The organism is Nocardioides sp. NPDC059952, from assembly GCF_042730435.1.
GTDB lineage: Bacteria > Actinomycetota > Actinomycetes > Propionibacteriales > Nocardioidaceae > Nocardioides.
In genome coordinates, this window is sequence record NZ_JBHWLY010000010.1 from 1 (window position 1) to 22,744 (window position 22,744).

The 22,744-nt window shown below is 68.6% G+C and carries 21 protein-coding genes; 12 read left to right on the plus strand and 9 right to left on the minus strand.

Annotated features, from left to right (window positions below):
* Positions 1 to 143 precede the first annotated feature (143 nt).
* The 4 genes from ACFV9G_RS06810 to ACFV9G_RS06825 form a co-directional block, all read right to left on the minus strand.
* Entirely contained in the window at positions 144 to 1,055 is a 912-nt protein-coding gene (locus ACFV9G_RS06810; RefSeq protein WP_378726097.1) for an amino acid ABC transporter permease, read from the minus strand.
* Positions 1,055 to 1,744, minus strand: coding sequence for an amino acid ABC transporter permease (locus ACFV9G_RS06815; protein WP_378726099.1), 690 nt, complete (start codon positions 1,742 to 1,744; stop codon positions 1,055 to 1,057). The genes ACFV9G_RS06810 and ACFV9G_RS06815 overlap by 1 nt, the downstream gene beginning before the upstream one ends.
* A gap of 120 nt (positions 1,745 to 1,864) precedes the next feature.
* A complete protein-coding gene (locus ACFV9G_RS06820) occupies positions 1,865 to 2,683 on the minus strand; it encodes a glutamate ABC transporter substrate-binding protein (protein ID WP_378726101.1) in 819 nt (272 codons plus the stop codon).
* 77 nt (positions 2,684 to 2,760) lie between these two features.
* On the minus strand, positions 2,761 to 3,537 hold the full coding sequence (locus tag ACFV9G_RS06825) for an amino acid ABC transporter ATP-binding protein (RefSeq protein ID WP_378726103.1): 777 nt from the start codon (positions 3,535 to 3,537) through the stop codon (positions 2,761 to 2,763).
* 123 nt (positions 3,538 to 3,660) lie between these two features.
* On the opposite strand from ACFV9G_RS06825, the gene miaB reads away from it, so the two are divergent.
* Together miaB and ACFV9G_RS06835 are read left to right on the plus strand one after the other, a co-directional pair.
* Positions 3,661 to 5,163: a tRNA (N6-isopentenyl adenosine(37)-C2)-methylthiotransferase MiaB gene (gene miaB / locus ACFV9G_RS06830; protein ID WP_378726105.1), complete on the plus strand. Its 1,503-nt coding sequence runs from the start codon at positions 3,661 to 3,663 to the stop codon at positions 5,161 to 5,163.
* Between the two features lie 105 nt (positions 5,164 to 5,268).
* Positions 5,269 to 6,204, plus strand: coding sequence for a zinc metalloprotease (locus tag ACFV9G_RS06835; RefSeq protein WP_378726107.1), 936 nt, complete (start codon positions 5,269 to 5,271; stop codon positions 6,202 to 6,204).
* 95 nt (positions 6,205 to 6,299) lie between these two features.
* Here the strand turns inward: ACFV9G_RS06835 and ACFV9G_RS06840 are convergent, their stop codons facing one another.
* Positions 6,300 to 6,824 (minus strand): hypothetical protein, encoded by a 525-nt coding sequence (locus ACFV9G_RS06840; protein WP_378726109.1) that lies wholly within the window; start codon positions 6,822 to 6,824, stop codon positions 6,300 to 6,302.
* Positions 6,825 to 7,083: 259 nt separating this feature from the next.
* Positions 7,084 to 7,278 (minus strand): antitoxin, encoded by a 195-nt coding sequence (locus ACFV9G_RS06845; protein WP_091051581.1) that lies wholly within the window; start codon positions 7,276 to 7,278, stop codon positions 7,084 to 7,086.
* A 119-nt stretch (positions 7,279 to 7,397) separates the two neighbouring features.
* Here ACFV9G_RS06845 and miaA point away from each other — a divergent pair, with 119 nt between their 5' ends.
* From miaA to ACFV9G_RS06890, 9 genes are all read left to right on the plus strand, one after another.
* Positions 7,398 to 8,330 (plus strand): tRNA (adenosine(37)-N6)-dimethylallyltransferase MiaA, encoded by a 933-nt coding sequence (gene miaA, locus ACFV9G_RS06850; RefSeq protein WP_378726111.1) that lies wholly within the window; start codon positions 7,398 to 7,400, stop codon positions 8,328 to 8,330.
* A gap of 32 nt (positions 8,331 to 8,362) precedes the next feature.
* Positions 8,363 to 9,292, plus strand: a complete 930-nt coding sequence (locus ACFV9G_RS06855) for a helix-turn-helix domain-containing protein (protein ID WP_378726112.1) — start codon at positions 8,363 to 8,365, stop codon at positions 9,290 to 9,292.
* 52 nt (positions 9,293 to 9,344) lie between these two features.
* Complete coding sequence (locus ACFV9G_RS06860) at positions 9,345 to 9,974, plus strand: pyridoxamine 5'-phosphate oxidase family protein (RefSeq protein WP_378726114.1); 630 nt, start codon at positions 9,345 to 9,347, stop codon at positions 9,972 to 9,974.
* On the plus strand, positions 9,974 to 10,825 hold the full coding sequence (dapF, locus tag ACFV9G_RS06865) for a diaminopimelate epimerase (RefSeq protein ID WP_378726116.1): 852 nt from the start codon (positions 9,974 to 9,976) through the stop codon (positions 10,823 to 10,825). Before ACFV9G_RS06860 ends, dapF begins: the two co-directional genes overlap by 1 nt.
* Positions 10,826 to 10,885: 60 nt before the next feature.
* Entirely contained in the window at positions 10,886 to 11,662 is a 777-nt protein-coding gene (locus ACFV9G_RS06870; RefSeq protein WP_091051594.1) for an SDR family NAD(P)-dependent oxidoreductase, read from the plus strand.
* A gap of 103 nt (positions 11,663 to 11,765) precedes the next feature.
* Positions 11,766 to 13,394 (plus strand): VWA domain-containing protein, encoded by a 1,629-nt coding sequence (locus tag ACFV9G_RS06875; RefSeq protein ID WP_378726118.1) that lies wholly within the window; start codon positions 11,766 to 11,768, stop codon positions 13,392 to 13,394.
* Between the two features lie 72 nt (positions 13,395 to 13,466).
* Positions 13,467 to 14,951: a GTPase HflX gene (gene hflX / locus ACFV9G_RS06880; RefSeq protein ID WP_378726120.1), complete on the plus strand. Its 1,485-nt coding sequence runs from the start codon at positions 13,467 to 13,469 to the stop codon at positions 14,949 to 14,951.
* A gap of 87 nt (positions 14,952 to 15,038) precedes the next feature.
* The gene (locus ACFV9G_RS06885) at positions 15,039 to 15,791 is read left to right on the plus strand and encodes an SGNH/GDSL hydrolase family protein (protein ID WP_378726122.1); all 753 of its coding nucleotides are present in this window, start codon (positions 15,039 to 15,041) and stop codon (positions 15,789 to 15,791) included.
* A gap of 10 nt (positions 15,792 to 15,801) precedes the next feature.
* Complete coding sequence (locus ACFV9G_RS06890; RefSeq protein WP_378726124.1) at positions 15,802 to 17,796, plus strand: ATP-dependent DNA helicase; 1,995 nt, start codon at positions 15,802 to 15,804, stop codon at positions 17,794 to 17,796.
* Between the two features lie 85 nt (positions 17,797 to 17,881).
* Here ACFV9G_RS06890 and ACFV9G_RS06895 read toward each other — a convergent pair whose 3' ends face one another.
* The 3 genes from ACFV9G_RS06895 to lexA form a co-directional block, all read right to left on the minus strand.
* Positions 17,882 to 19,438, minus strand: coding sequence for an MXAN_6640 family putative metalloprotease (locus ACFV9G_RS06895; protein WP_378726126.1), 1,557 nt, complete (start codon positions 19,436 to 19,438; stop codon positions 17,882 to 17,884).
* A 74-nt stretch (positions 19,439 to 19,512) separates the two neighbouring features.
* On the minus strand, positions 19,513 to 21,207 hold the full coding sequence (locus ACFV9G_RS06900) for an alkaline phosphatase D family protein (protein ID WP_378726128.1): 1,695 nt from the start codon (positions 21,205 to 21,207) through the stop codon (positions 19,513 to 19,515).
* A gap of 87 nt (positions 21,208 to 21,294) precedes the next feature.
* On the minus strand, positions 21,295 to 22,062 hold the full coding sequence (lexA, locus tag ACFV9G_RS06905) for a transcriptional repressor LexA (RefSeq protein ID WP_378726130.1): 768 nt from the start codon (positions 22,060 to 22,062) through the stop codon (positions 21,295 to 21,297).
* 182 nt (positions 22,063 to 22,244) lie between these two features.
* On the opposite strand from lexA, the gene ACFV9G_RS06910 reads away from it, so the two are divergent.
* Complete coding sequence (locus ACFV9G_RS06910) at positions 22,245 to 22,637, plus strand: LysM peptidoglycan-binding domain-containing protein (RefSeq protein ID WP_378726132.1); 393 nt, start codon at positions 22,245 to 22,247, stop codon at positions 22,635 to 22,637.
* Positions 22,638 to 22,744: the final 107 nt, after the last annotated feature.

A 22,744-nucleotide genomic window follows, 5' to 3' on the forward strand; every position in this document is an offset into this window, starting at 1 on the left:
GAACAACCCCCTTTGGGTCGGGGCCCGCTTCTTTTGTTTATAAGAGACTCACCTGTGGGTCCCCCCGAAAAATAATTACCGGTGGGGCCCCACCGGCCCGGGCCCCCTTTCGGGGCCCGCGGGCCGTTGGTCTGTCCAGATTCTCAGGCGGGGCCAGCGCCACCGACGTTGGCAGCGTTCGCCTTCTGAACGAGCTCGGCCTCGGCGGCGACCGGGTCGATCGCGCCGGCGCGACCGACAGGTGCCGCAGTACGTGCGACCCGCCGGGTGCGTGCTTCTGCGTAGTTGGCGATCAGTCCGAGGATCGTGTTGAGGATGATGTAGATCGCTGCGACCACGATCGCTGCCGGGATCAGGTTCTTGAAGTTGCCGTCCAGCTTGACGATCTGGTTGAGCAGCTCGCTGTAGGCGAGGATGTAGCCGAGTGCGGTGTCCTTGAGGAGCACCACCAGCTGGGCGATGATCGCCGGCAGCATCGAGCGCACCGCCTGGGGCAGCAGGATCGTACGCATCACCTGCCCTTGCGAGAGCCCGACCGCGACACCGGCCTCCGTCTGCCCCTTGGGCAGCGCGCCGACGCCGGCTCGGATGATCTCGGCGAGGACGGAGCCGTTGTAGAGCATCAGGCCGAGGACGACCGCCCAGAAGACGTCGGTGTCGAACCCGAGCGGCGCCTGCATGAAGTAGATGAACATCATCAGCAGGAGCATCGGGATGGAGCGGAAGAACTCGATGACCACTGCCGAAGGGAGGCTGACGAGCCTGCTCTGGGAGAGCCGGCCGACGGCGAACACGAACCCGAAGGCGAGCGCGAGGACCGAGCCGACCGCGAAGGCCTTCAACGTGCCGATGATGCCGGGGATGAGGAAGTTCTCCCAGGCGGGCGCCTCGAGGAACGGTGTCCACTTCTCGGCGTCCCACTGGCCGGTCTCGTCGAACTTCGTCCAGACGAACCAGGCAACGACCAGGAGCAGCACCACCGTGATGGCGGAGTAGACCCGGTTGAGCGCCTTGGCGCGCGGACCGGGTGCGTCGTAGAGAACGGAGGCGGCCATTATCGGATCACCGCGAATCGCTTGGAGGCCCAGTTGGCGACGAAGCCGATGGGCAGGGTCAGGATCATGAAGCCGATCGCGAAGATGATGAAGATCAGCAGGATCTGGTCGGACTCGTTCTCCATCATGGTCTTCATCTGGCCCGATGCCTCGTTGACGCCGGTCGCGGTGACGACACCGATGGTGACGGCGACGGTGGTGTTCTTGGTCATCGCGATCAGCACGCTGGCCAGTGGGTTGATCACCGATCGCAGCGCCTGCGGTAGAACGACGTGCATGAGGTTCTGAGTGAAGGTGAGTCCGATCGCGCGGGCCGCCTCGGCCTGTCCGAGCGGCACGGTGTTGATGCCCGCACGGAGCACCTCGCACACGAACGTCGAGGTGTAGATCCCCAGCGCCAGGACCGCGAGACGGAAGTTGTTCTCGTAGAGGTCGTCAGGTGCGGGGTTGAAGCCCAGCTGATACGCGAGCCCGAAGAGCGCGAAGAACATCACCAGCGTCAGCGGCGTGTTGCGGAACGTATAGACGACGGCCGCACCGACGAACCGCAGCACCGGCACCGGGGACACCCGGAACACGGCGAGCACGGTGCCGAGGATGAGCGCGAAGATGCCGCTGTAGACGGCAAGCCTCAGAGTCAGCCCGAACGAGGTCAGGATGGCTGACCCGTACTCGGAGAAGAGATCCATGGGTCCTTCCAGGATTGTTCAGAATGCGTCTGCTTCGGTCATGCAGAGCCGGCGCAACGCGGTTCCCGCTTCGCAGCGGGCCGATTGCGCCGGCTCGGCATGACGTTGCTCAGTAGTTGCTCAGTAGCGGTCGACGGCCGGCGGCTCCGGCAGCGTGTAGCCGGACTCACCGAGGTTGTCGTTGAACGCCTCTTCCCAGGCGCCGTCCTCGAAGGACTGCTCGATCAGGTCGTTGATCTTGTCGCGGTCATCGCTGCCCTTGGGCAGGCCCACGCCGTAGTTCTCCTCGGAGAACGGCGCGCCGACGATCTTGAACTTGCCCGGCGACTGCTGGGCGTAGCCCGCCAGGATGATGTCGTCGGTGGTCATCGCGTCGAGCTGGCCGCCCTCGATCGCGGTGACGCACTTGCTGTAGGTGTCGAACTCCTGCAGCTGGACGCCCTTGGAGTACTCGTCCTTGACCTTCTGGGCCGAGGTCGAGCCGGTCACCGAGCAGAGCTTCTTGCCGTCGAGCGACTCGGGGCCGGTGATGTCGGTGTTGTCGGCGGCGACCAGGAGGTCCTGGCCGGCGATGTAGTACGGGCCGGCGAAGTCGACCTCGGCCTTGCGCTCGTCGGTGATCGAGTACGTCGCCAGGATCATGTCGACGGTGCCGTCCTTGAGGAACGTCTCGCGGTTGGCGGAGACGGCCTCGACCCACTCGATCTGGTCGTCGTCGTAGCCGAGGCCCTCGGCGATGTACTCGGCCATGTCGACGTCGAAGCCGGAGTAGTCACCGTCGGCCTCCTTGAAACCGAGGCCCGGCTGGTCGAACTTGATGCCGATCTTGATCTTGTCGCCGCCGGCGTCGGAGCCGGTGTCGTCGTTGCCGCCACAGGCAGCGAGCGAGCCGGCGAGCGCGAGAACGCCCGCGACCGCGGCGATCTTCTGGAACTTCATCGAATCCACCTTCTGGAATGAGTGTTGAGTTGTCATGCAGGGGCTTGCGAGCCGACGGCTCACCCGAGAGGTACGTTTCAGTGTTTGAGGATCTTGCCGAGGAAGTCCTTGGCGCGCTCGGACTGCGGGTTGTCGAAGAACTCGGCCGGGGTGTTGGACTCGACGATCTGGCCGTCGGCCATGAAGACGACACGGTCGGCGGCGACGCGGGCGAAGCCCATCTCGTGGGTGACCACGATCATGGTCATGCCCTCCTTGGCGAGGCTGACCATGACGTCGAGCACCTCCTTGACCATCTCCGGGTCGAGGGCGGACGTGGGCTCGTCGAAGAGCATCACCTGCGGCTTCATCGCCAGCGCCCGGGCGATCGCGACGCGCTGCTGCTGACCGCCGGAGAGCTGGGCCGGGTACTTCGCGGCCTGGGCGCCCACACCGACGCGGTCGAGCAGCTTGTTGGCCTCGGCCTCGGCCGCTGCCTTCTTCAGCTTGCGCACCTTCATCGGGCCGAGCGTGACGTTCTGCAGGATCGTCTTGTGGGCGAAGAGGTTGAAGCTCTGGAAGACCATTCCGACCTCGGCCCGCAGCTTGGCCAGGCCCTTGCCCTCGGCGGGCAGCTCCTTGCCGTCGAGCGTGATCGTCCCCGAGTCGATCGTCTCCAGCCGGTTGATCGTGCGGCAGAGGGTCGACTTCCCCGAACCCGAGGGCCCGATCACCACGACGACCTCGCCACGCTTGATCTCCATGTTGATGTCCTGGAGCACGTGCAGGTCGCCGTAGTGCTTGTCGACGTGGTCAAGAACGACCAGGGCGTCGCCCGAGGGTGCGCTGGCGGGTTCGGTGTCAAGCACGGTCATGCCGCAGACCTAACCACATCCTGCATTGCACATCCATGACTTGGTCCCCGGTATCGGTTACAAGCAGATAACTGGTCGGGATTTCCTGCCGTTGGACCTGATCGCCGTACTCTTGAGGACGCTATGACCGTGTCCACCGCCTCGAGCTCCGCATCGGCCCGTACGTACGAAGTCCGCACCTACGGCTGTCAGATGAACGTCCACGACTCCGAGCGCCTCTCGGGTCTGCTCGAGGATGCCGGCTACCTGAAGGCGACCGAGGGTACGCAGGCCGACGTGGTCGTCTTCAACACGTGCGCGGTCCGGGAGAACGCCGACAACAAGCTCTACGGCAACCTCTCCCACCTGGCCCCGATCAAGGCGGCGAACCCGGACCTCCAGATCGCCGTCGGCGGCTGCCTCGCGCAGAAGGACCGGGCGACGATCACGAAGAAGGCGCCGTACGTCGACGTGGTGTTCGGGACGCACAACATCGGCTCGCTCCCGGTGCTGCTCGAGCGGGCCCGGGTGCAGGAGGAGGCCCAGGTCGAGATCCTGGAGTCCCTCGAGGTCTTCCCGTCCACGCTGCCGACCAAGCGCGAGTCGGCCTATGCCGCCTGGGTGTCGGTGAGCGTGGGCTGCAACAACACCTGCACCTTCTGCATCGTCCCGAGCCTGCGCGGCAAGGAGAAGGACCGGCGACCGGGCGAGATCCTCGCCGAGATCGAGGCGCTGGTCGCCGAGGGCGTCACCGAGGTCACCCTGCTGGGCCAGAACGTCAACGCCTACGGCGTGGAGTTCGGCGACCGGCAGGCCTTCTCGAAGCTGCTGCGCGCCTGCGGCGAGATCGAGGGGCTCGAGCGCGTGCGGTTCACGAGCCCGCACCCCGCGGAGTTCACCGACGACGTCATCGAGGCGATGGCCGAGACGCCCAACGTGATGCCGTCGCTGCACATGCCGCTGCAGTCCGGCTCCGACCGCGTGCTGAAGGCGATGCGGCGCTCCTACCGGTCCACCAAGTTCCTCGGCATCATCGAGCGGGTCCGCGCGGCCATCCCGCACGCGGCGATCACCACCGACATCATCGTCGGGTTCCCGGGGGAGACCGAGGAGGACTTCCAGGGCACCCTGGACGTGGTGCGTGAGTCGCGCTTCGCGAGCGCCTTCACGTTCCAGTACTCCAAGCGTCCCGGCACCCCCGCCGCCGATCTCCCCGACCAGATCTCTCCCGAGGTCGTCAAGGACCGCTACGGACGGCTCGTCGACCTCGTCAACGAGATCGCCTACGAGGAGAACAAGAAGAACGTCGGACGTACGCTCGAGCTGATGGTCGCCGAGGGGGAGGGCCGCAAGGACTCCGAGACCCACCGGCTCTCCGGTCGCGCTCCCGACAACCGGCTGGTCCACTTCAACGCGGCCGGTGCCGAGGGCGTACGTCCTGGCGACATGGTGAAGGTCGAGATCACCTACGCGGCCCCGCACCACCTGGTCGCCGACAACCCCGTGCTCGAGGTACGCCGCACCCGTTCCGGCGACGCCTGGGAGGCGCGTCAGGGCCGGACCGAGCCCGAGGCCGCCTCGGTCGGGCTGGGCATGCCATCGATCGGTGTTCCCGCTCCGCTGCCGGCCGCGCCGGCGTGCGGCTGATCTGCGGCACTCGGTTGCGCGAACAGCAAATTCTCCGTAACGCCGTTCCCCGTGAGGGTATTTCTGCTCTAGCCTGAGGCAACTTGTCTCAGGAAGGGATACCCCATGTCGATTCCCAAGCTGGCCGGCAGAGCAGTGGCGATGAGCGCACTCGGAGTGCTCGTGGCATCAGGTCTGGCAGCCGCGGCGCCCGCGTCCGCGATGCAGGCGGCCATCGGAGGCGGTGCCTGCTTCGACCCGCACGAGGCCGGAGCGGCCCGGGTCGCCGAAGGCGCCAAGCAGGTCCGTGACACGAACCATCTGACCGCGAAGCAGGTCGACGCCAAGGAGAAGGCGCTCGCCTCCGCGCTCTCCGAGAGTGGGAAGAAGAAGAGCGCCAGCGCCACCCTCGGCCCGACGACGATCCCGACCTACATCCACGTCATCCAGGAGAACGCCACCACCGGCGCCGTCCCGCAGGCGAACATCGACGCCCAGATCGACGTGCTCAACGCGGCGTACGCCGGCACGCCGTTCTCCTTCGAGGTGGCCGGCCAGGAGACCACGATCAACCCGGCCTGGTATCCGATCATCTCCGGCTCGACCGGGGAGCGGGACATGAAGGCGTCCCTGCGCCAAGGCGGCGACAACGCGCTCAACGTCTACATCGGCGAGATCGACGACGGCCTGCTCGGCTGGGCGACCTTCCCGACCAAGAACATCGGGTCGCAGGACGGTGTGGTCATCCTCGGCGAGTCGCTGCCGGGCGGCTCGGCGGCGCCGTACGACGAGGGCGACACGGCCACCCACGAGGTCGGCCACTGGCTGCACCTCTACCACACCTTCCAGGGTGGCTGTCGCGGCAAGGGTGACCAGGTCGCCGACACCCCGGCCGAGGCCGCGCCGGCCTTCGGCTGCCCGGAGGGTTCCGACACCTGCACCGCTCCGGGTCTCGACCCGATCCACAACTTCATGGACTACACCGAGGACGCGTGCATGGACGAGTTCACGCCGGGTCAGGTGCAGCGCATGATCGACGGGTGGGTGGCGTACCGCGCCTGATCGTTGATCTCCGGGCGAGATCTGTGTGAAATGCGCCGAGCGCCGGGTCCCTTGCGGGCCCGGCGCTCGATCCGTATGTGATCAGCAGAGCTGGATCAGTACTGCGACTGGCTCTGCTCGCCGCCGAAGCCGCCCTCGTTCGAGCCCTCGCTCGAGCCCTCATCGGAGCCGTAGGAGGAACCCTGGGACTGCTCCTGGCCGCCGCCGAAGCCGCCCTCGTTCTGGCCACCCTCGTTCTGGCCACCCTCGGAGCCGTAGGACGAGCCCTCGTCGGACTCCTGGCCGCCGAAGCCACCCGCGCTCGAGCCCTCGGACTGCTCGCCGCCACCGTAGGAGCTGCCCTCGTCGGACTGCTCACCGTAGGAGGAACCGCCCTCGTCCGAGCCCTCGTCGGAGCCGTAGGAGGAACCCTCGGACTGCTCGCCGCCGCCGAAGCCACCCTCGTTGGAGGACTCCGAGCCGTAGCCGCCCTCGCTCTGGCCGCCGTCCTGGCAGCCGAAGCCACCCTCGTTGGACGACTCCGAGCCGTAGGAGGAGCCCTCGTTGGACTCCTGGCCGCCGAAGCCGCCCTCCTGGCCGTCGTTCTGCTGCTCGTCGCTGTTGCCGTAGTTCTCAGACATATTGGTCCACACTTCCGAGTAGTTGTGATTGGACCGGAATCGGACGTGTGTCACACGTCCGCCCCCCGGCTGCCTCATTCGGTGAAGCACGAGAACGAGACGGTCTAGACCGTTCCACGTGACGGCACATGTCGCAACAGATTCGTAACAGTGTTTTGAAAAACGCCACGTAAAGATTCAGCGGGGTGTAGCGGACGTAAACGCGAGGCGGGGAGCAACCCGGTCTGGGTTGCTCCCCGCCTCGAAGACTGAGGATGGCTCAGTTGCCGCCGTCCAGCTTCTCCGCCTCGTTCTTGGCGGTCTCGACGCCCTGGTCGATCTGGTCGCTGAACTTGCCACCGGTCTTCTCGTCGGCGAACTCGCCGGCCTTGTCCAGGCCCTCGCCGACCTTGTCGGCGCCGACCTTGTCGACGCCCTGCCCGATGAGATCCTTTGCCTTGTCCAAGAAGCTCATGCTTCCCCCTTTGGATCGGTGGCTCCCCGTATGAGCCAACTTGCGGCCAGACTAACTGCATGGAGTACGACAGCAACAGGGGGACACGCGACCCGGATGGGCCGCATGGACTACGTGACTTGGGATCTTTTCCCCTATCTGCCACCCCGATCGTGGCCGTCGTCGGAGCCACCGCGGCAGGCAAGACGTCGCTCTCCCTCGACCTCGCCGAGACGCTCGGCGGCGAGATCATCAACACCGACGCGATGCAGGTCTACCGCGGCATGGACATCGGGACGGCGAAGCTGCCGGTCGCGGAGCGGCGCGGGATCCCACATCACCTCCTCGACCTCCTCGACATCGCCGAACCGGCCTCCGTCGCCGACTTCCAGGCGCTGGCGCGCGAGGAGATCGCGACGCTTCGCAAGGCCGGGAAGACCCCCGTGCTGGTCGGCGGCAGCGCTCTCTACACGCGAGCGATCCTGGACCGGTTCGAGTTCCCCGGGACCTCGAACGAGGTGCGGGAGCGTCTGGAGAAGGAGCTCGAAACCGCAGGCGAGAAGGCACTTCACGACCGTCTGCGAGACCTGGACCCGGTCGCCGCCGAGCGGATCGAGATCGACAACGGTCGTCGCGTCGTACGCGCTCTGGAGGTCATCGAGCTGACCGGCGAGCCGTTCAGCGCACGACTGCCGGAGCAGGTCTACCACGACCCGGCCTCCGTCCAGATCGGCGTCGACATCTCCCGGGAGGCACTGGACGTACGCATCCGGCAGCGCGTCTCGGAGATGTTCGAGTCCGGCTTCGTCGAGGAGGTGGCCCGGCTCCTGGAGGCCGGTCTGGGGCGGTCGCGGACCGCGTCGAAGGCCATCGGCTACCAGGAGGTCGCCGTCTACCTTGCGGGGGAGACGACGCTGGAGGACGCCATGGAGCGGACGGCGATCAAGACCCGTCAGTTCGCCCGGCGGCAGGATGCCTGGTTCCGCAAGGATCCGCGGGTCGTCTGGGTCTCGTACGACGATCCGTCCCGCCTCGAGAAGGCAGTCGCAGCGGTGCGGGCGGTGGCGGTGTGAGCGGGGTGAGCGGGGTGAGCGGGGTGAGCGGGGTGAGCGGGAACGAGCGTGACCGGCTGCGGGAGCTGCTGGACGCGGTGCTCGACGGTGCTGACGACGGGGAGCCGCGCACGCTGGCGCAGATGGCGGGCGACGCCTACACCTCGCCCTATCACTTCAACCGGCTGCTCTCCCGGGGTGCGGGCGAGCCGCCGGTCGCGATGCGGCGCCGGGTGATGCTGGAGCGGGCCGCCTGGCAGCTGCAGCACGGTGGCACGGTGACCGATGCGGCCTGGGCTGCCGGGTACGAGTCCGTGGAGGGGTTCTCGCGGGCCTATGCGAAGGCCTTCGGGCACCCGCCGAGCACCGCCGCGGTCAGCCACTGGCTGCCGGCCCCGAACGGGATCCACTTCCATCCGCCGGAGTCGCTGTGGGTCGACTCCCAGGAGCGGGTGCTCTCGCCGCTGACCGAGCAGCTCGTCATGCACGACCTCGACGACACCAGAGCCCTGCTCGACCTCGCCAAGTCCCTGCCCGCGGAGGTGCTCACCCAGGTGCGGCTGGCCGGCCACGAGGTGCTGGAGTGGGACGGCCCGGAGGAGTCGCTCGCACAGGTCCTGGAGGCGACGGTGTGGGCCAAGGAGTGCTGGGTGGCCTCCGTCGAGGGACTCTCCATGCCGGTCCGGAGCCGCACCGACTCGGTCGTCGCGCTGGTCGAGCGGCACGAGGCGGTGGCCGCGCGGTGGCTGGCGGTCGTGCGTGACATCGAGCGCCGCGGTGCCTGGGAGGACCGGCTCATCGACGCCCTGTGCGAGCCGCCGGAGAGCTTCCAGATCGGGTCGGTGGTCGCCCACGTCCTGACGTACGCAGCCCATCGCCGTCTGCTGGTCCGGATGATGCTCCGGATGGCCGGTGTCGAGGTCGACCGGGGCGACCCGATCGAGTGGCTGCGGGCCCGCCGGGGCGAGGTACCGACGGTCTGAGCGACCGCGAAATGATTCGGCCGCCCGCGGGCACGCCTCGTACCCTGAGCCCGTGACCCCTACCTGGACTGAGATCAGCACGCTCGAGGAGCTCGTCGACCTGGTCGGCGTCCCGAACGAGCGGGCTGCGACCAAGGGGCGCCCGGCGCTCCTCGACATCGACAGGCAGTGGCTCGCCGCGACGCCGTTCTGCGTGCTCGCGACCTCGGACACCGCCGGCAACTGCGACGCCTCGCCCAAGGGGGACCCGGCCGGGTCACTGGTGCACGTCATCGACGACAGGACGATCGCGATCGCGGAGCGGCCGGGCAACAAGCGGGTCGACGGCTATCGCAACGTGATCGCCAACCCCCACGTCGGGCTCAACTTCCTGATCCCGGGCCGCGGCGACACGCTGCGGATCAACGGCCGCGCCCGACTGGTCTCGGACGCACCGTTCTTCGACGAGATGGTCGTGAAGGGCAAGCGGCCGATCCTCGCCCTGGTCGTCGACATCGACGACATCTTCTTCCACTGCGCGAAGGCGTTCCTGCGCTCGGGTCTGTGGGACCCGGAGACGTGGGACCCCGACCACCTCCCCAAGCGCGCGGTCATCGCCAAGCAGGTCGAGAACGACCCGCGTACGCTTGCGGAGATGGAGGACTACTACCGCACCGACACCTACTCGAAGTCCCTCTACTGATGTCCTACGCGTACGTGTTGGGACACGGCACGGAGAACGACTTCGTGCTGCTGCCGGACCTCGACGGCTCGGCGCACGGCGCCCTCTCGGACGAGGAGATGGCCGACCGGGTGCGGGCGCTGTGCGACCGCCGGGCCGGCATCGGCGGCGATGGCATCCTGCGAGTGATCCGGACCGCCGCCTACACCGGTGACGACCGTCCGGTCAGCGATGCGGAGTGGTTCATGGACTACCGCAATGCCGACGGCACCGTGGCCGAGATGTGCGGCAACGGCACCCGGGTCTTCGCGGAGTATCTGCGCTCCGCCGGTCTCGCCGGCGACGAGGTCACCTTCGCGACGCGGGCCGGTGACAAGACCCTGCGCGCGGACGGGGACGTCTGGACCGCCGACCTGGGCTCGCCGAAGCTGCTCGGGTCGACCCAGGTCACCGTCGCGCACCACTTCTGGTCGGCCTGCAACGTCGACATGGGCAACCCGCACGCGGCCGCCGAGGTCGAGTCGATCGACCCGCACGGCCCCGTCGGTGACCTCTACGACTCCCCGGTCTTCGACGAGGCGGTCTATCCGCACGGGGTCAACGTGGAGTTCTTCGAGCGCGTCGCCGAGCGCCACGTCGCGATGCGGGTCTTCGAGCGAGGCGCCGGCGAGACCCGCTCCTGCGGCACCGGAGCGTGCGCGGTGATGGTCGCGGCCGCCGAGGCCGACGGTCTCGCGATCGCTCGCGAGTCCGACGTGACGTACCGCGTGGATGTTCCGGGTGGCACGCTCCACGTCACCTGGACGACCGACGACCGTGTCCTGCTCACCGGACCGGCGATCCTGGTCGCCGAGGGCGTCACGTCGCTCTGACAGCGAGACGGTTAACGGGTATTCACCCTCGTGAGGGTGGTCACGTCTAGGGTGCTGCCCATGGAGTTGACTGATAGCACAGCGATCGTTACCGGAGCGGCCAGCGGGATCGGGGCGGCGACCGCCCGGGCGCTGGCGGCCAAGGGCGCGACGGTGATCGTCGCGGACATGCAGAAGGACAAGGGCGAGGCCCTGGCGGAGGAGATCAAGGGGCTGTTCGTGCCCGTTGATGTGACCGACACCGACCAGATCACCAACGCCGTGGAGAGGGCCGTGGAGATCGCGCCGCTGAAGGCGGTGGTCAACTCGGCCGGGATCGGCTGGGCCCAGCGGACGATCGGGCGCGACGGTCAGATCGGGTCGGCGCACGACCTGGACGCGTACAAGAAGGTCATCGCGATCAACCTGATCGGCACCTTCGACATGTGCCGCCAGGCGGCGACCTACATCAGCCGCAACGAGCCGGACGCCAACGGGCAGCGTGGCGCGATCGTCAACCTGGCCAGCGTGGCGGCCTTCGACGGCCAGATCGGGCAGGTGTCCTACTCCTCGTCCAAGGGCGGCGTCGTCGGCCTCACCCTCCCGCTCGCGCGCGACCTCGCCGCGGTCGGCATCCGCGTCAACACCGTCGCCCCGGGGCTGATCGACACCCCGATCTACGGCGAGGGCCCGGAGTCGGAGGCGTTCAAGGCCAAGCTCGGCGAGAGCGTGCTGTTCCCGCACCGGCTCGGTGAGCCGGCGGAGCTGGCCAGCATGGTCGTGGAGTGTCTGACCAACGACTACATGAACGGCGAGACGATCCGCGTCGACGGCGGCATCCGGATGCCACCGAAGTAACAGGACGCAAGTAGTACCCCGACGGCTGGCGCACCGCTAATGTGTGCGCCAGCCGCGGACCGTTTCAGACCGTTCCGCGGACGTCGGAGCAAGGGGAGTTCGCATGTCCGATAAGGCGGACACCGGTACGTCGAAGGCGCTCGCGATCATCGAGCCCGACCCCACGGGGCCGGCGGGTCCGAGCAAGCCCCCGCGCGAGCCACGACTGACGCGGGAGACGATCGGGGTGATCGCCGGCGCGGCCGGCGTGCTGGCCGTATGCCTGATCGCGACCGCGCTGGTCGCCAACGGCGAGTCGGCCTCGAGCGGTGACCGGACCTGCCTCGGACCGCAGATGACGGTCGCGGTGGCTCCCGAGGTGGCGACCGTCGTGGGCAACATTCTCGAGGACGCCGGCTGTGGCCAGTTCGAGGTGGAGGCGGCCAAGACCGACAAGGTCCTCCAGCCGCTGGCGCTCGACGGCGACCTCCCCGACGTATGGATCCCTGACTCCTCGCTCTGGCTGGACCGGATCGACCCGGCCGTCGAGCCGGTGACGCTGCGGGCCTCGATGGCCTCATCGCCGGTCGTGCTCGTCTCCGGTGACGGCCTGGCCCGCACCTCCTTCGCCGAGGCCTTCGCCGAGGACGACCTGCTGATGGGTGACCCCCAGCGGATGATGAGCGCGCTCGGCACGGCCGTCGCGAGCCGGGGCAAGCCCCAGAGCGAGGCCAAGCTGGCGCCGTACGCAGAGCGGATCGCCTCCGGCGAGGAGGGCGCCGGGCCGACGGACTCGGGGCGCCTGGCGGAGCTGCAGACGGTCATGAGCGGGGTGACCGCGACCAGTGAGCAGCAGTGGTCGACCTACGCGCCGTCGCTCAAGGCCACGGCGCCGAAGGAGGGCACGGTGGTCCTCGACTACCCGGTCCTGATCACCGCGGACCCCTCGCGCCGCAACTCGATCGCCGCCTCGATCACCAGCTTCGCCCGGGTGCTCGACAGCGGCGCCGCCGACACCGCGCTGACCCAGGCCGGGTTCCGCACCAGCGGCGCCGGCAAGCCGGCCCCCAACGTGGGCGCGTACACCCTGGTCGACCCGGCCACGGTGGCGAAGACGGCCTCGGAGTGGAACGCCAGGCTTCGGCCGACCCGGGCGATCGCGGTCATGGACGTCTCGGGCTCGATGGCCTGGCCGTCCGCTCCCGACAGCGCCACCACCCGCCTCCGGCTCACCCAGGAGGCGGCGTCGGAGGCCGTGAGTCTCCTTCCCGGTGGTGCCGCGATCGGGCTCTGGGCCTTCTCCGAGAAGACCGAGGGCACGCTGGGCGCCGACCACAAGGTGCTCGTTCCCACCCGTCAGCTGGCGACGAAGGACCAGCGTGCGCAGCTGACCGCGGAGATCGCCGGTCTCACCGCGCGCACCGGTGGCGGCACCTCCCTGCACGACACGGCGCTGGCGGCCTACCAGGCCGCGGTCGCCGCCTACGACCCGCTGGCCTCCAACGACGTGCTCCTCTTCACCGACGGCACCAACGACGATCCCGACTCCATCGACGTGGCAGAGCTCGTACGCCAGCTGGAGGCTGCCTCCGACCCGCGGCGGCCGGTCCGTGTCCTCGGGATCGGGATCACCGCCGACGCCGACCTCGGCACGCTGCAGGCGATCGCCGATGCGACCGGCGGGGCTGCGTACGTCGCCGAGCGGCCCGAGGATGTCGGACAGGTCCTTCGAGAGGCGCTCGAGCAGCGCTGAGACCGGCCCCGGACCGAGCCCGCGGATAAGCATTGTCCCCCGGGTGGAGCGGCGCCGTATCCTTGTTGGTATATGACGAACAACGCACACGAATTCTCACTCGCTGACGAGCTCGAGGCCACCGAGGACTGGGACGCGCTCGACGACAGCTTCGAGTCCGGCTACGCCGACGAGGATCCCGAGGACACCGACCCCACCGTCGGTGCGATGGAGCTCGCCGAGCGCCACGCGCTCAAGCGCGTCGCCAGCCTGCGCACCGAGCTCGAGGACATCACCGAGGTCGAATACCGCCAGCTTCGCCTGGAGCGAGTGGTGCTCGTGGGCGTGTGGGCCGGCGGCACCCAGACCGACGCCGAGAACTCCCTGGCCGAGCTCGCGCTCCTCGCCGAGACGGCCGGCTCAGAGGTGCTCGAGGCGATCTACCAGCGTCGCCAGGCGCCGGACCCCGCGACGTACATCGGACGTGGCAAGGTCGAGGCGCTCAAGGAGATCGTCGCCGCGACCGGCGCCGACACCGTGATCGCCGACGGCGAGCTGGCGCCGAGCCAGCTCAGGAACCTCGAGGACCGCACCGGGGTCAAGGTCGTCGACCGGACCGCGCTGATCCTCGACATCTTCGCCCAGCACGCCAAGTCCCGCGAGGGCCAGGCGCAGGTGGAGCTCGCCCAGCTCAGCTACATGAAGCAGCGGCTTCGTGGTTGGGGTGGCAACCTGTCCCGCCAGGCCGGTGGCCGGGTCGCCGGTGGTGCCGGTATCGGTGGCCGTGGTCCCGGTGAGACCAAGATCGAGACCGACCGTCGCCGGATCAACACCAAGATCGCCAAGCTCAACCGTGAGCTGAAGGCGATGAAGGGCACCCGCGACACCAAGCGCGCCGACCGCAAGCGTCACCAGATCCCGGCGGTCGCGATCGCCGGTTACACCAACGCCGGCAAGTCGTCGCTGCTCAACCGGCTCACCGGTGCCGGGGTGCTCGTCGAGGACGCCCTCTTCGCGACCCTGGATCCGACCACCCGGAAGACGACGACGGAGGACGGCCGCGTCTACACGATGTCCGACACCGTCGGTTTCGTGCGTCACCTGCCCCACCAGCTCGTCGAGGCGTTCCGCTCGACGCTGGAGGAGGTCGCCGACGCCGACCTGGTCGTGCACGTGGTCGACGGTTCCCACCCCGACCCCGAGGGTCAGCTGGCGGCGGTGCGCGAGGTCTTCGCCGAGATCGGTGCCAGCGAGGTGCCGGAGCTGGTCGTGATCAACAAGGCCGACATCTCCGACCCGCTGGTGATCGCCAGGCTGCTGCGCGCCGAGCCCCACTCGGTCGCGGTCTCCGCCAAGACCGGCGAGGGCGTCGACGCGGCCATCAAGGCCGTCGAGACCGACCTGCCGCGGCCGGGCGTGGAGTTCTCCGCACTGCTTCCCTACGAGCGGGGTGACCTGGTCAACCGGATCCATCAGCACGGCGAGATCGACCACCTCGAGCACACTGCCGAAGGCACCGTCGTCAAGGGCCGCGCCAACGCGGACCTGGCCGGTGAGCTGGCTGCTTACTCTGCTTGATCTTGGACGCTGATCCGGCGTTGCGACATTGGCGATGCCGAGCTCGTCCCTCACACTTGGGACGATCAGTCGTCGGAGAGGGCAGGGATGCGCACAGAGGTACGCCACGCGGCGCGCGCCACGATCGTGGGCGCGCTGGCCGGTGCTGTCCTGGTGGCCATGCTCGCAGGCTGTGCCAGCAAGGACGAGGGCGTGCTCCCGGGACAGAAGGCCAGCCACGAGTCCGAGCTGACCCAGGACCTGTGCACTCGCCTGGCCGCCGAGTCGGTGACCCGCGCCTCCGTGGTGACCGGTGCCGGCGAGCGCGTCGTGGTGATCGGTGACTCCTGGGCCTCCGGCTTCGGGCTGGACGACCCCGGACTGTCCTGGCCGCGCTATCTCGACGGCGAGGTGCGCGTCTCCGGTTTCGGCGGCACCGGATACTCGCACGCGCTGATGGAGCGGTGCGGCCCGATCTCGTTCCCCGAGCGTGTCCCCGACGCGGTGGCGCAAGGGGCCGACCTGGTCGTGCTCGAGGGTGGGATCAACGACTCCAAGAGCGATCTCGACGACGTCGAGAAGGGCTTCCGGGCCACGCTGGACGAGCTGGAGGACCACGAGGTCATCGTGCTCAGCGCGCCCAAGGTGAACTCCCGTGCCAAGGCCATCAGGGCCGTCAACAAGATGATGCGGCGGGTCTCGGCGGAGTACGGGGTGACCTACATCAACGTCTTCGATCTCGAGCTGCCCATGCTCGAGGACAACACCCACCTGACGGTCGCGGGTCACATGCAGTTCGGGGAGATCGTCGCCCGCCGGATCGCGGAGAGCCGATCGGAGACTGTCCCCGCGCACGGCTAAGGTTGCCCGAGTGACCGCAACCGACATCGCCTCCCAGACGCCAGTACGTGAAGCCCTGGCGGATGCGGTCGCGACCCTCGGCGGAGCCACCCGCGAGGGTCAGGTGATGATGGCCGACGCGGTCGCGCAGGCCTTGGTCGACGAAGAGCACCTGCTGGTCGAGGCCGGCACCGGCACCGGGAAGTCGCTGGCCTATCTGGTCCCCTCCTTGCTCCACGACAGCCGGGTCGTGATCGCCACCGCGACCCTGGCGCTGCAGCACCAGCTCGTCGAGCGCGACCTGCCACGCCTGGTCAAGGCGATCGGCACGCGCCCCGGCGTCGACGCGTCCTACGCCGTCCTCAAGGGCCGCTCCAACTACGCCTGCCTCCACCGGGTGCGCGAGGGAGCTCCCGACGACCAGGGCACCCTGGTCGACGTCCCGCTGGGTCCGATGGCCGAGAAGGTCCTCGAGCTGCGCAGCTGGGCCGAGAAGGAGGCGGAGAAGGGCGGCAGCGGCGAGCGTGACTCCGCGCCCCGCCACACCGACCGTGAGTGGCGCCAGGTCTCCGTCAACCACCGCGACTGCCTCGGCGCCGCCAAGTGCCCCTTCGGCGAGGAATGCTTCGTCGAGGTCGCTCGCGACAAGGCCCAGAAGAGCCACCTGATCGTCACCAACCACTCCCTGCTCGCGATCGACGCGATCGAGGGCGTGCCGATGATCCCGGAGTACGACGCCGTGGTGATCGACGAGGCCCACGAGCTCGTCGCCCGGGTGACCCAGGCGGCGACCGACGAGCTGACCGCGGCCGAGGTGGAGCGGGCCGCCCGGCGGGCCCAGAAGCACATCGAGGGCTCCGAGGCCGACGACCTGGCCGACGCCTCCGACGCGTTGCGGGCCGCGATCAACGAGAGCTCACCAGGGCGGTTCGTGACCCTCCCGGAGGTCATCTCCGACGCGCTCGTGCTGGTGCGCGACGCCGCCCGGTCCGCGATCTCGGCGCTCCCGAAGCCGAAGGACTCCGACAGTGCCGACCCCGGCTTCCAGCAGGCCAAGGGCGGCCTGCAGGAGGTCTTCACCACCGCCGAGCGGATGGCCGCCGCCTCCGAGCACGACGTGATCTGGCTCAACGAGGGCGGCGACAGGATCCCGCCCCGGCTCTGCGTGGCTCCGCTCCAGGTCTGGGCGCAGATGCGCGAGAAGCTGCTCACCGAGAAGACCGTCGTCTTCGCCTCGGCGACCCTCAAGCTCGGCGGCGACTTCGGCCCCGTGGCCGGATCTCTCGGGCTCAAGGCGGAGGAGCGCACGGAGGTGGGCGCCGGGGCGCAGCGTACCGATGACGTGCTGCCGTGGATCGGGCTCGATGTCGGCAGCCCGTTCGACTACGGCAAGCAGGGGATCCTCTACGTCGCCCGACACCTGCCTCCTCCCGGGCGCGACGGGATGGGTGCCAAGACCCTCGACGAGATCGTCGACCTGGTCGACGCCGCCGACGGGCGTACGCTCGGGCTCTTCTCGTCCCGGCGTGCCGCCGAGGCCGCCGCCGAGGTCGTGCGCCAGAAGCTGCCTCACCTGACCACGCTGGCCCAGGGTGACGCACAGCTGCCCGAGCTCGCCGCGCAGTTCGTCGCCGACCCGCACACGGTGCTCTTCGGCACGCTGTCGCTGTGGCAGGGCCTCGACGTCCCCGGCGACACCTGCCAGCTCGTGATCATCGACCGGATCCCGTTCCCGCGGCCCGACGACCCGCTGATGTCGGCCCGGCAGCAGGCGGCCGACAAGGCCGGCGGCAACGGGTTCATGCAGGTCGCCGCCACCCATGCGGCCCTGTTGCTCGCGCAGGGTGCCGGCCGGCTGATCCGCACCACCACCGACCGCGGTGTCGTGGCCGTGCTCGATGCCCGCCTGGCCACCGCCCGTTACGGCGGATTCCTCAAGGCCAGCCTGCCGCCGATGTGGGCCACGACCGACCCCGACGTCGTACGCAAGGCCCTCAAGCGTCTCTCGGAGCTGGCCTCGGCCTGATCTCTGCTGAGTCGGCTCGTTCTGACCGAAAACCACGCCGAGTCGGCTCGTGAGAACGAGCCGACTCGGCGGGGGTTGGTTCGGGTCAGCGGTAGGTCTTGGCCCACCAGCGGTGGGTGGCCTTGTCGGGGGTCGCGACGCCGTGACAGGAGAACGCGGTGCCCTGGCCACACTTGAAGTTGCTGCTCGCGTTGGCGAAGGTGACCTCGACCTTGCGGATCCGCTTCGAGGAGAAGCCCTCGATGGTCTTGGTGGCGATGCCCTTGCTGTTGGGCTTGAGGTAGTAGACGGCGCGGGTGCCGTCGGTGCGGAACACGCTGATCACAGCGGCGTTGGCGTTGGGCCGGGCCACGTCGACCTTCACGCGCAGCTTCCAGCCCTTGCCCACCTTCTTGGGGACGAGGCGCTGGGAGGCGTAGGTCAGGTGCTTGAGGGTGAACTTGCCGTCGACCGTCTGCCGCTTGGCGGGCAGCGCCGTGCGGCCGTCGTAGACCGGCGGGTAGTAGGCCCCGCCCTCGCTGTAGGCCTTCGAGGGGGCCAGGTTGGCGGCGGCGAAGCGGATGTACTCCTGCTTCAGCGTGGTGCCACGCTGAGCAAGGGCCTGCCGGATGGCGGTGGTGGAGTAGGTCGACGGTGCTCGGTTCCAGATCGAGAGGACCACCTCCGGCAGCGTCCCGCGCTCCTTGGCGAAGCGCTCGGACAGGTAGCGGAAGAAGATCCAGTTGCCGTAGATCCCGAGGTTGGAGGCGTAGGAGTTGTCCAGCGGCTTGCGCTGGTCCTCGAGCTGGCCGTAGCCGAGGTACTGCCGGTTGTCGTTGATGCTGTCGTAGACCTCGTCCTCGACCCAGGTCGCGGTCGACTCCATCATCCAGCGGTCCTCGCCGGCGTCGTAGGCGAACTGGACCGCGTGGAAATATTCGTGAGCGGCGGTCACCCGGAGGTTCTCGGTGGGCGTGTTGTAGGACCCGTACTCGCTGGTGGCGTAGTCGTTGTCCAGGACGCAGTAGGCCGTCGCGGCGGTCTTGGAGACCTTCGTCTCGGGCGCGCAGTAGCCGTAGTAGCCCTCGTCGTAGAGGTTCTCCAGGTAGATGTCGACCTTGCCCGGGGTGACCGACTTGTCGGCCGCGGGCTTGCGGTAGCCCGCCTGGACGTAGAGGTTGTGCACCTTCGTGACCACGTCACGGACCTGGGTCGCGTACGCCGTCGAGGCACGGTCGCCGCCCTTGCCCGGCGTGTAGTGGACGCAGACCACGTCGCTGCAGGTCTGGGTCGCGGTGCGGGGGCGGGCGAGCAGCTCACGCGCGGCCGCCTTGTTGGAGCCGTCCAGGGCATCCTTGGCGTTCCACAGGTCGGCCAGCGCGATGGTCGCGTCTGGCCGGCCGGCGATGTGCCGCCCGGGCACGACCTGGCGGGCACCGCGCACCGACTGGTTGCGTTTGACCTTCTTGGCCGCGGCGAGCGCCTCCCGGGCCACCTTCTCCGTCACCGGCTGCTCGGCGCTGGTGTCGCCGCCGGTCCTCACCGAGGTCGCCGGCGTCGACCCGGTTGCCGGCATGGTGGCGACGAACGTCGCAACGACCATGCCCGCGATCAGGACGAGGGAGCGTTGTTTCCGGTTGATCCGGCGGGCAATGTTTCGCATGAGGTACCAGACGTTCGGGATGGCAGACCTGGGCAGTCTAAGCGCAGAGCGACGCTGTGTCCGGCGGACACGGCCTAGACCGGCACAGTGACGCGATGGAGCCTGTTGCTTCCGGTTGCGGTGGCGTACGACCTGGTCCAGGTGGCCGTGGTGTTGGAGTCCTTGCGCTCGCCGATGACGTACCAGTCCATCTGGGCGCGGGTGCGGGTCACGTCGAGGACGCAGTAGCCGTGGTCGTCGAAGTTGAGGTAGCGGACGTGGCGGTTGGCGGTCTGGATGATGCCTTCGACCGTCAGACTGGCCGTGCGGCGAGGGGCGCCGAGGATGTCCTTGAGGTTGTTCGAGGTCACCGACGTGGCCACGAACTCGACGCCGGCGGTCTTGCCGAGCGGGTAGACGGCGGAGTCGTACGGCAGGTCGCAGGCCCAACCCGAGTGGATGTCGCCGGTGACGAAGACGGTGTCGGTGATCGCGTTGTCGCGGATGTGCTCGAAGAGCTCGGTGCGGTCGGCGGTGTAGCCGTCCCACTGGTCCACGTTGTAGGCGATGCCGTTGTCGGGCAGCAGGCCGGTGACGTCGTTGACCGGCGCGATCAGGCTCTTCGGGAGCGCGCCGAAGGTGACCGGGGCGATCATCACCGGATTGCCGACGATCTTCCACCGGGCGTCGGTGAGCAGACCGTCCTTGAGCCACGCCAGCTGCTCGTCGCCGGTGATCGTGCGGTCGGGGTCGTCGACTCCGGCGAGGTCGGTGCGGGCGACCTGCTGGGAGCGGTAGGAGCGCAGGTCGAGCATGCTCAGCTCGAGCAGGTTGCCGAAGCGCAGCCGTCGGTAGATCCGGTCGTGGAGGTGGCCGTCGGTCTCCACGGTTGCCGTGCCGTCCACACGCAGCGGCATCCACTCGTCGTAGGCCTGGTTGGCGTTGGTCTTGCGGTCGATCCAGTCGTACTCGCCGGGCTCGTTGTTCTCGGCACCCAGCAGCCAGGCGTCGTTGGCCGACTCGTGGTCGTCCCAGGTGACGATCCAGGGCAGCCGGGCGTGAGCGGCGGAGAGGTCGACATCGCGCTTGTACTGCGCGTGCCGGATCCGGTAGTCGGCCAGCGTGTGCATCTCGTGGGCGGGCTCGTGCGGACGGACGTCCTCGTTGGCCATGCCGTAGCCGTACTCGCCGGGACCGTACTCGTAGAGGTAGTCGCCCAGGTGGAGGATCGCGTGCAGGTCGTCACGGGCGGCCAGGTGCCGGTAGGACGCGAACCAGCCGGCCTGCAGGTTGGAGCAGGAGACCACCCCGAAACGTACGTTCTCCGGGGTCGCGTCGGCGGCCGGAGCCGTCCGGGTACGCCCGACACGGCTGGTCTGGCCGTTGTAGGTGAAGCGGTAGAAGTACCAGCTCTCCGGGGCCAGGCCGGTGACGTCGAGCTTCACGGTGTGGTCGCGGTCGGGGCCGGTCTGCCGGGATCCCTTGGCGGTGACGCGGCCGAAGTCCGCGGTGGGCGAGACCTCCCAGCGGACCAAGACCTCCTCGCTGCTGCCGGAGCCGGGGGTCGCGTCGGCGGACGGCGTGACCCGGGTCCAGATGACCACCCGGTCCGGGAGCGGGTCGCCGGAGGCGACGCCGTGCTGGAAGTGGTTGAGCGAGCCGCCGGCGGCCTCGGCGGACTCAGCGGGCTCGGGGAGAGCGATGGCTCCGGCCGCTGCGGCGCTCGCGAGCCCGGCGGCGATGAGGGTGCGGCGGTCGATCTGCGTCTGGGTCGTGCTGCTCTGGGTCACGCTGTATGGAACGACGCAGCCGCCGGCCCTGTCATGGGCCGGCGGCTGAGTTCACGCAGTGTTTCCGGGCTGGTCCCCGGGGCGGGCTCAGAGGCTGCGTAGGACCGCCGTCACCTTGCCGAGGATCGTCGCGTGGGTGCCGTCGATCGGCTCGTACGCAGCGTTGTGCGGCAGCAGCCAGACCTTGCCGTCCTTGCGGGAGAGCGTCTTGACCGTGGCCTCGCCGTCGATCAGCGCGGCCACGATCTCGCCGTTCTCGGCGGTCGGCTGCTGGCGCACGACCACGAAGTCGCCGTCGCAGATGGCCGCGTCGACCATCGAGTCACCGGAGACCGAGAGCAGGAAGAGGTCGCCGTTGCCGACGAGCTGCTTGGGCAGCGGGAAGACGTCCTCGACGCTCTGCTGGCTCGAGGTCTCCTCGGCCAGGATCGGGCCACCGGCCGCGATCCGCCCGACCAGGGGGACCATGGCGGCGTCGGGGTTGGGGTTGACACCGGCCTCGGCCGTGAACGTCGTCTCGGGCTCCTCGCCGGACATGGCCTTGCGGTGGGCCATCACCTCGGGCAGGAAGACCTCGAGGGCGCGCGGTCGCTTCGGGTCCTTGCGGATCAGACCACGCTGCTCCAGCGCCCGGAGCTGGTGGGCGACGCTGCTGGTGCTGGTCAACCCGACCGCAGCACCGATCTCGCGCATGCTGGGCGGGTAGCCGCGCTGCTCGATGCTGTCGCGCAGGTGAGCGAGGATGCGCTGCTGACGCGGCGTGAGCCCGGTCGCGTCCGGCGGCCCGTCGGGCAGCTCGCGGACGCGGCTCTTCTTCGAACCGCCTGATCCGGTGCCTGTCTTCTGCGTGGTCATGTCACCACATTAGTCCCTCTGGCACCACGACATCAAACATTTGTTCGATCTCATGGGTGGCGCGTGTCGGCGTTCGAAAATTCTGGGCGTCGCTACTTGCGTTGTTCGAACACGTGATCTACCTTCGAACATGTGCTCGATCGAACACGTGATCGAGAGACTTGTGATCAGGAGGCCGTGAGATGAGTGCAACAGTCTATGTGCTGCCCGTAGCCGAGCCGCCCCGTCCGGTGCGGGAGGTGCGTCGCTCGACCGTGCGGCTCACTCGCCGCGGCCGCGTCGTCGTGTTCGCATTCGCGCTCGTCGTGCTCTTCGGGATCGCACTGATCGGGGCCCGGGTGGCCTTCGCGGTGGAGAACGGTGCGGACGCTGATGCCGGATTTCGTGGCCCCGCCCCCGCCGCCCACACGATGGTCGTCGGCGATGGCGACACGCTCTGGGACATCTCCTCGAAGGCCGTCGCCGGGACCGACGCCTCGATTCGGGAGATGGAGCAGACGATCAAGGAGCTCAACAGTCTCGAGTCCTCGATGCTCATGTCCGGTCAGACCCTGATCATCCCGACCGCGCCGTAGGGCGCCCCACAGATGTCCGGCTGCTCCTTCGACCCCGGCGGCCGGCAACCGGGAAAAGTGAGAGTGCTGCAGACGATGGGAAGCGTCTGCAGCACTCTCGCTGTCTC

Coding starts and splice junctions, on each gene's coding strand:
- ACFV9G_RS06810 (WP_378726097.1), bottom strand. CDS start 1,055: ATGGCCGCCTCCGTTCTCTACGACGCACCCGGTCCGCGCGCCAAGGCG.
- ACFV9G_RS06815 (WP_378726099.1), bottom strand. CDS start 1,744: ATGGATCTCTTCTCCGAGTACGGGTCAGCCATCCTGACCTCGTTCGGG.
- ACFV9G_RS06820 (WP_378726101.1), bottom strand. CDS start 2,683: ATGAAGTTCCAGAAGATCGCCGCGGTCGCGGGCGTTCTCGCGCTCGCC.
- ACFV9G_RS06825 (WP_378726103.1), bottom strand. CDS start 3,537: ATGACCGTGCTTGACACCGAACCCGCCAGCGCACCCTCGGGCGACGCC.
- miaB (WP_378726105.1), top strand. CDS start 3,661: ATGACCGTGTCCACCGCCTCGAGCTCCGCATCGGCCCGTACGTACGAA.
- ACFV9G_RS06835 (WP_378726107.1), top strand. CDS start 5,269: ATGTCGATTCCCAAGCTGGCCGGCAGAGCAGTGGCGATGAGCGCACTC.
- ACFV9G_RS06840 (WP_378726109.1), bottom strand. CDS start 6,824: ATGTCTGAGAACTACGGCAACAGCGACGAGCAGCAGAACGACGGCCAG.
- ACFV9G_RS06845 (WP_091051581.1), bottom strand. CDS start 7,278: ATGAGCTTCTTGGACAAGGCAAAGGATCTCATCGGGCAGGGCGTCGAC.
- dapF (WP_378726116.1), top strand. CDS start 9,974: ATGTCCTACGCGTACGTGTTGGGACACGGCACGGAGAACGACTTCGTG.
- ACFV9G_RS06870 (WP_091051594.1), top strand. CDS start 10,886: ATGGAGTTGACTGATAGCACAGCGATCGTTACCGGAGCGGCCAGCGGG.
- ACFV9G_RS06875 (WP_378726118.1), top strand. CDS start 11,766: ATGTCCGATAAGGCGGACACCGGTACGTCGAAGGCGCTCGCGATCATC.
- hflX (WP_378726120.1), top strand. CDS start 13,467: ATGACGAACAACGCACACGAATTCTCACTCGCTGACGAGCTCGAGGCC.
- ACFV9G_RS06885 (WP_378726122.1), top strand. CDS start 15,039: ATGCGCACAGAGGTACGCCACGCGGCGCGCGCCACGATCGTGGGCGCG.
- ACFV9G_RS06895 (WP_378726126.1), bottom strand. CDS start 19,438: ATGCGAAACATTGCCCGCCGGATCAACCGGAAACAACGCTCCCTCGTC.
- lexA (WP_378726130.1), bottom strand. CDS start 22,062: ATGACCACGCAGAAGACAGGCACCGGATCAGGCGGTTCGAAGAAGAGC.
- ACFV9G_RS06910 (WP_378726132.1), top strand. CDS start 22,245: ATGAGTGCAACAGTCTATGTGCTGCCCGTAGCCGAGCCGCCCCGTCCG.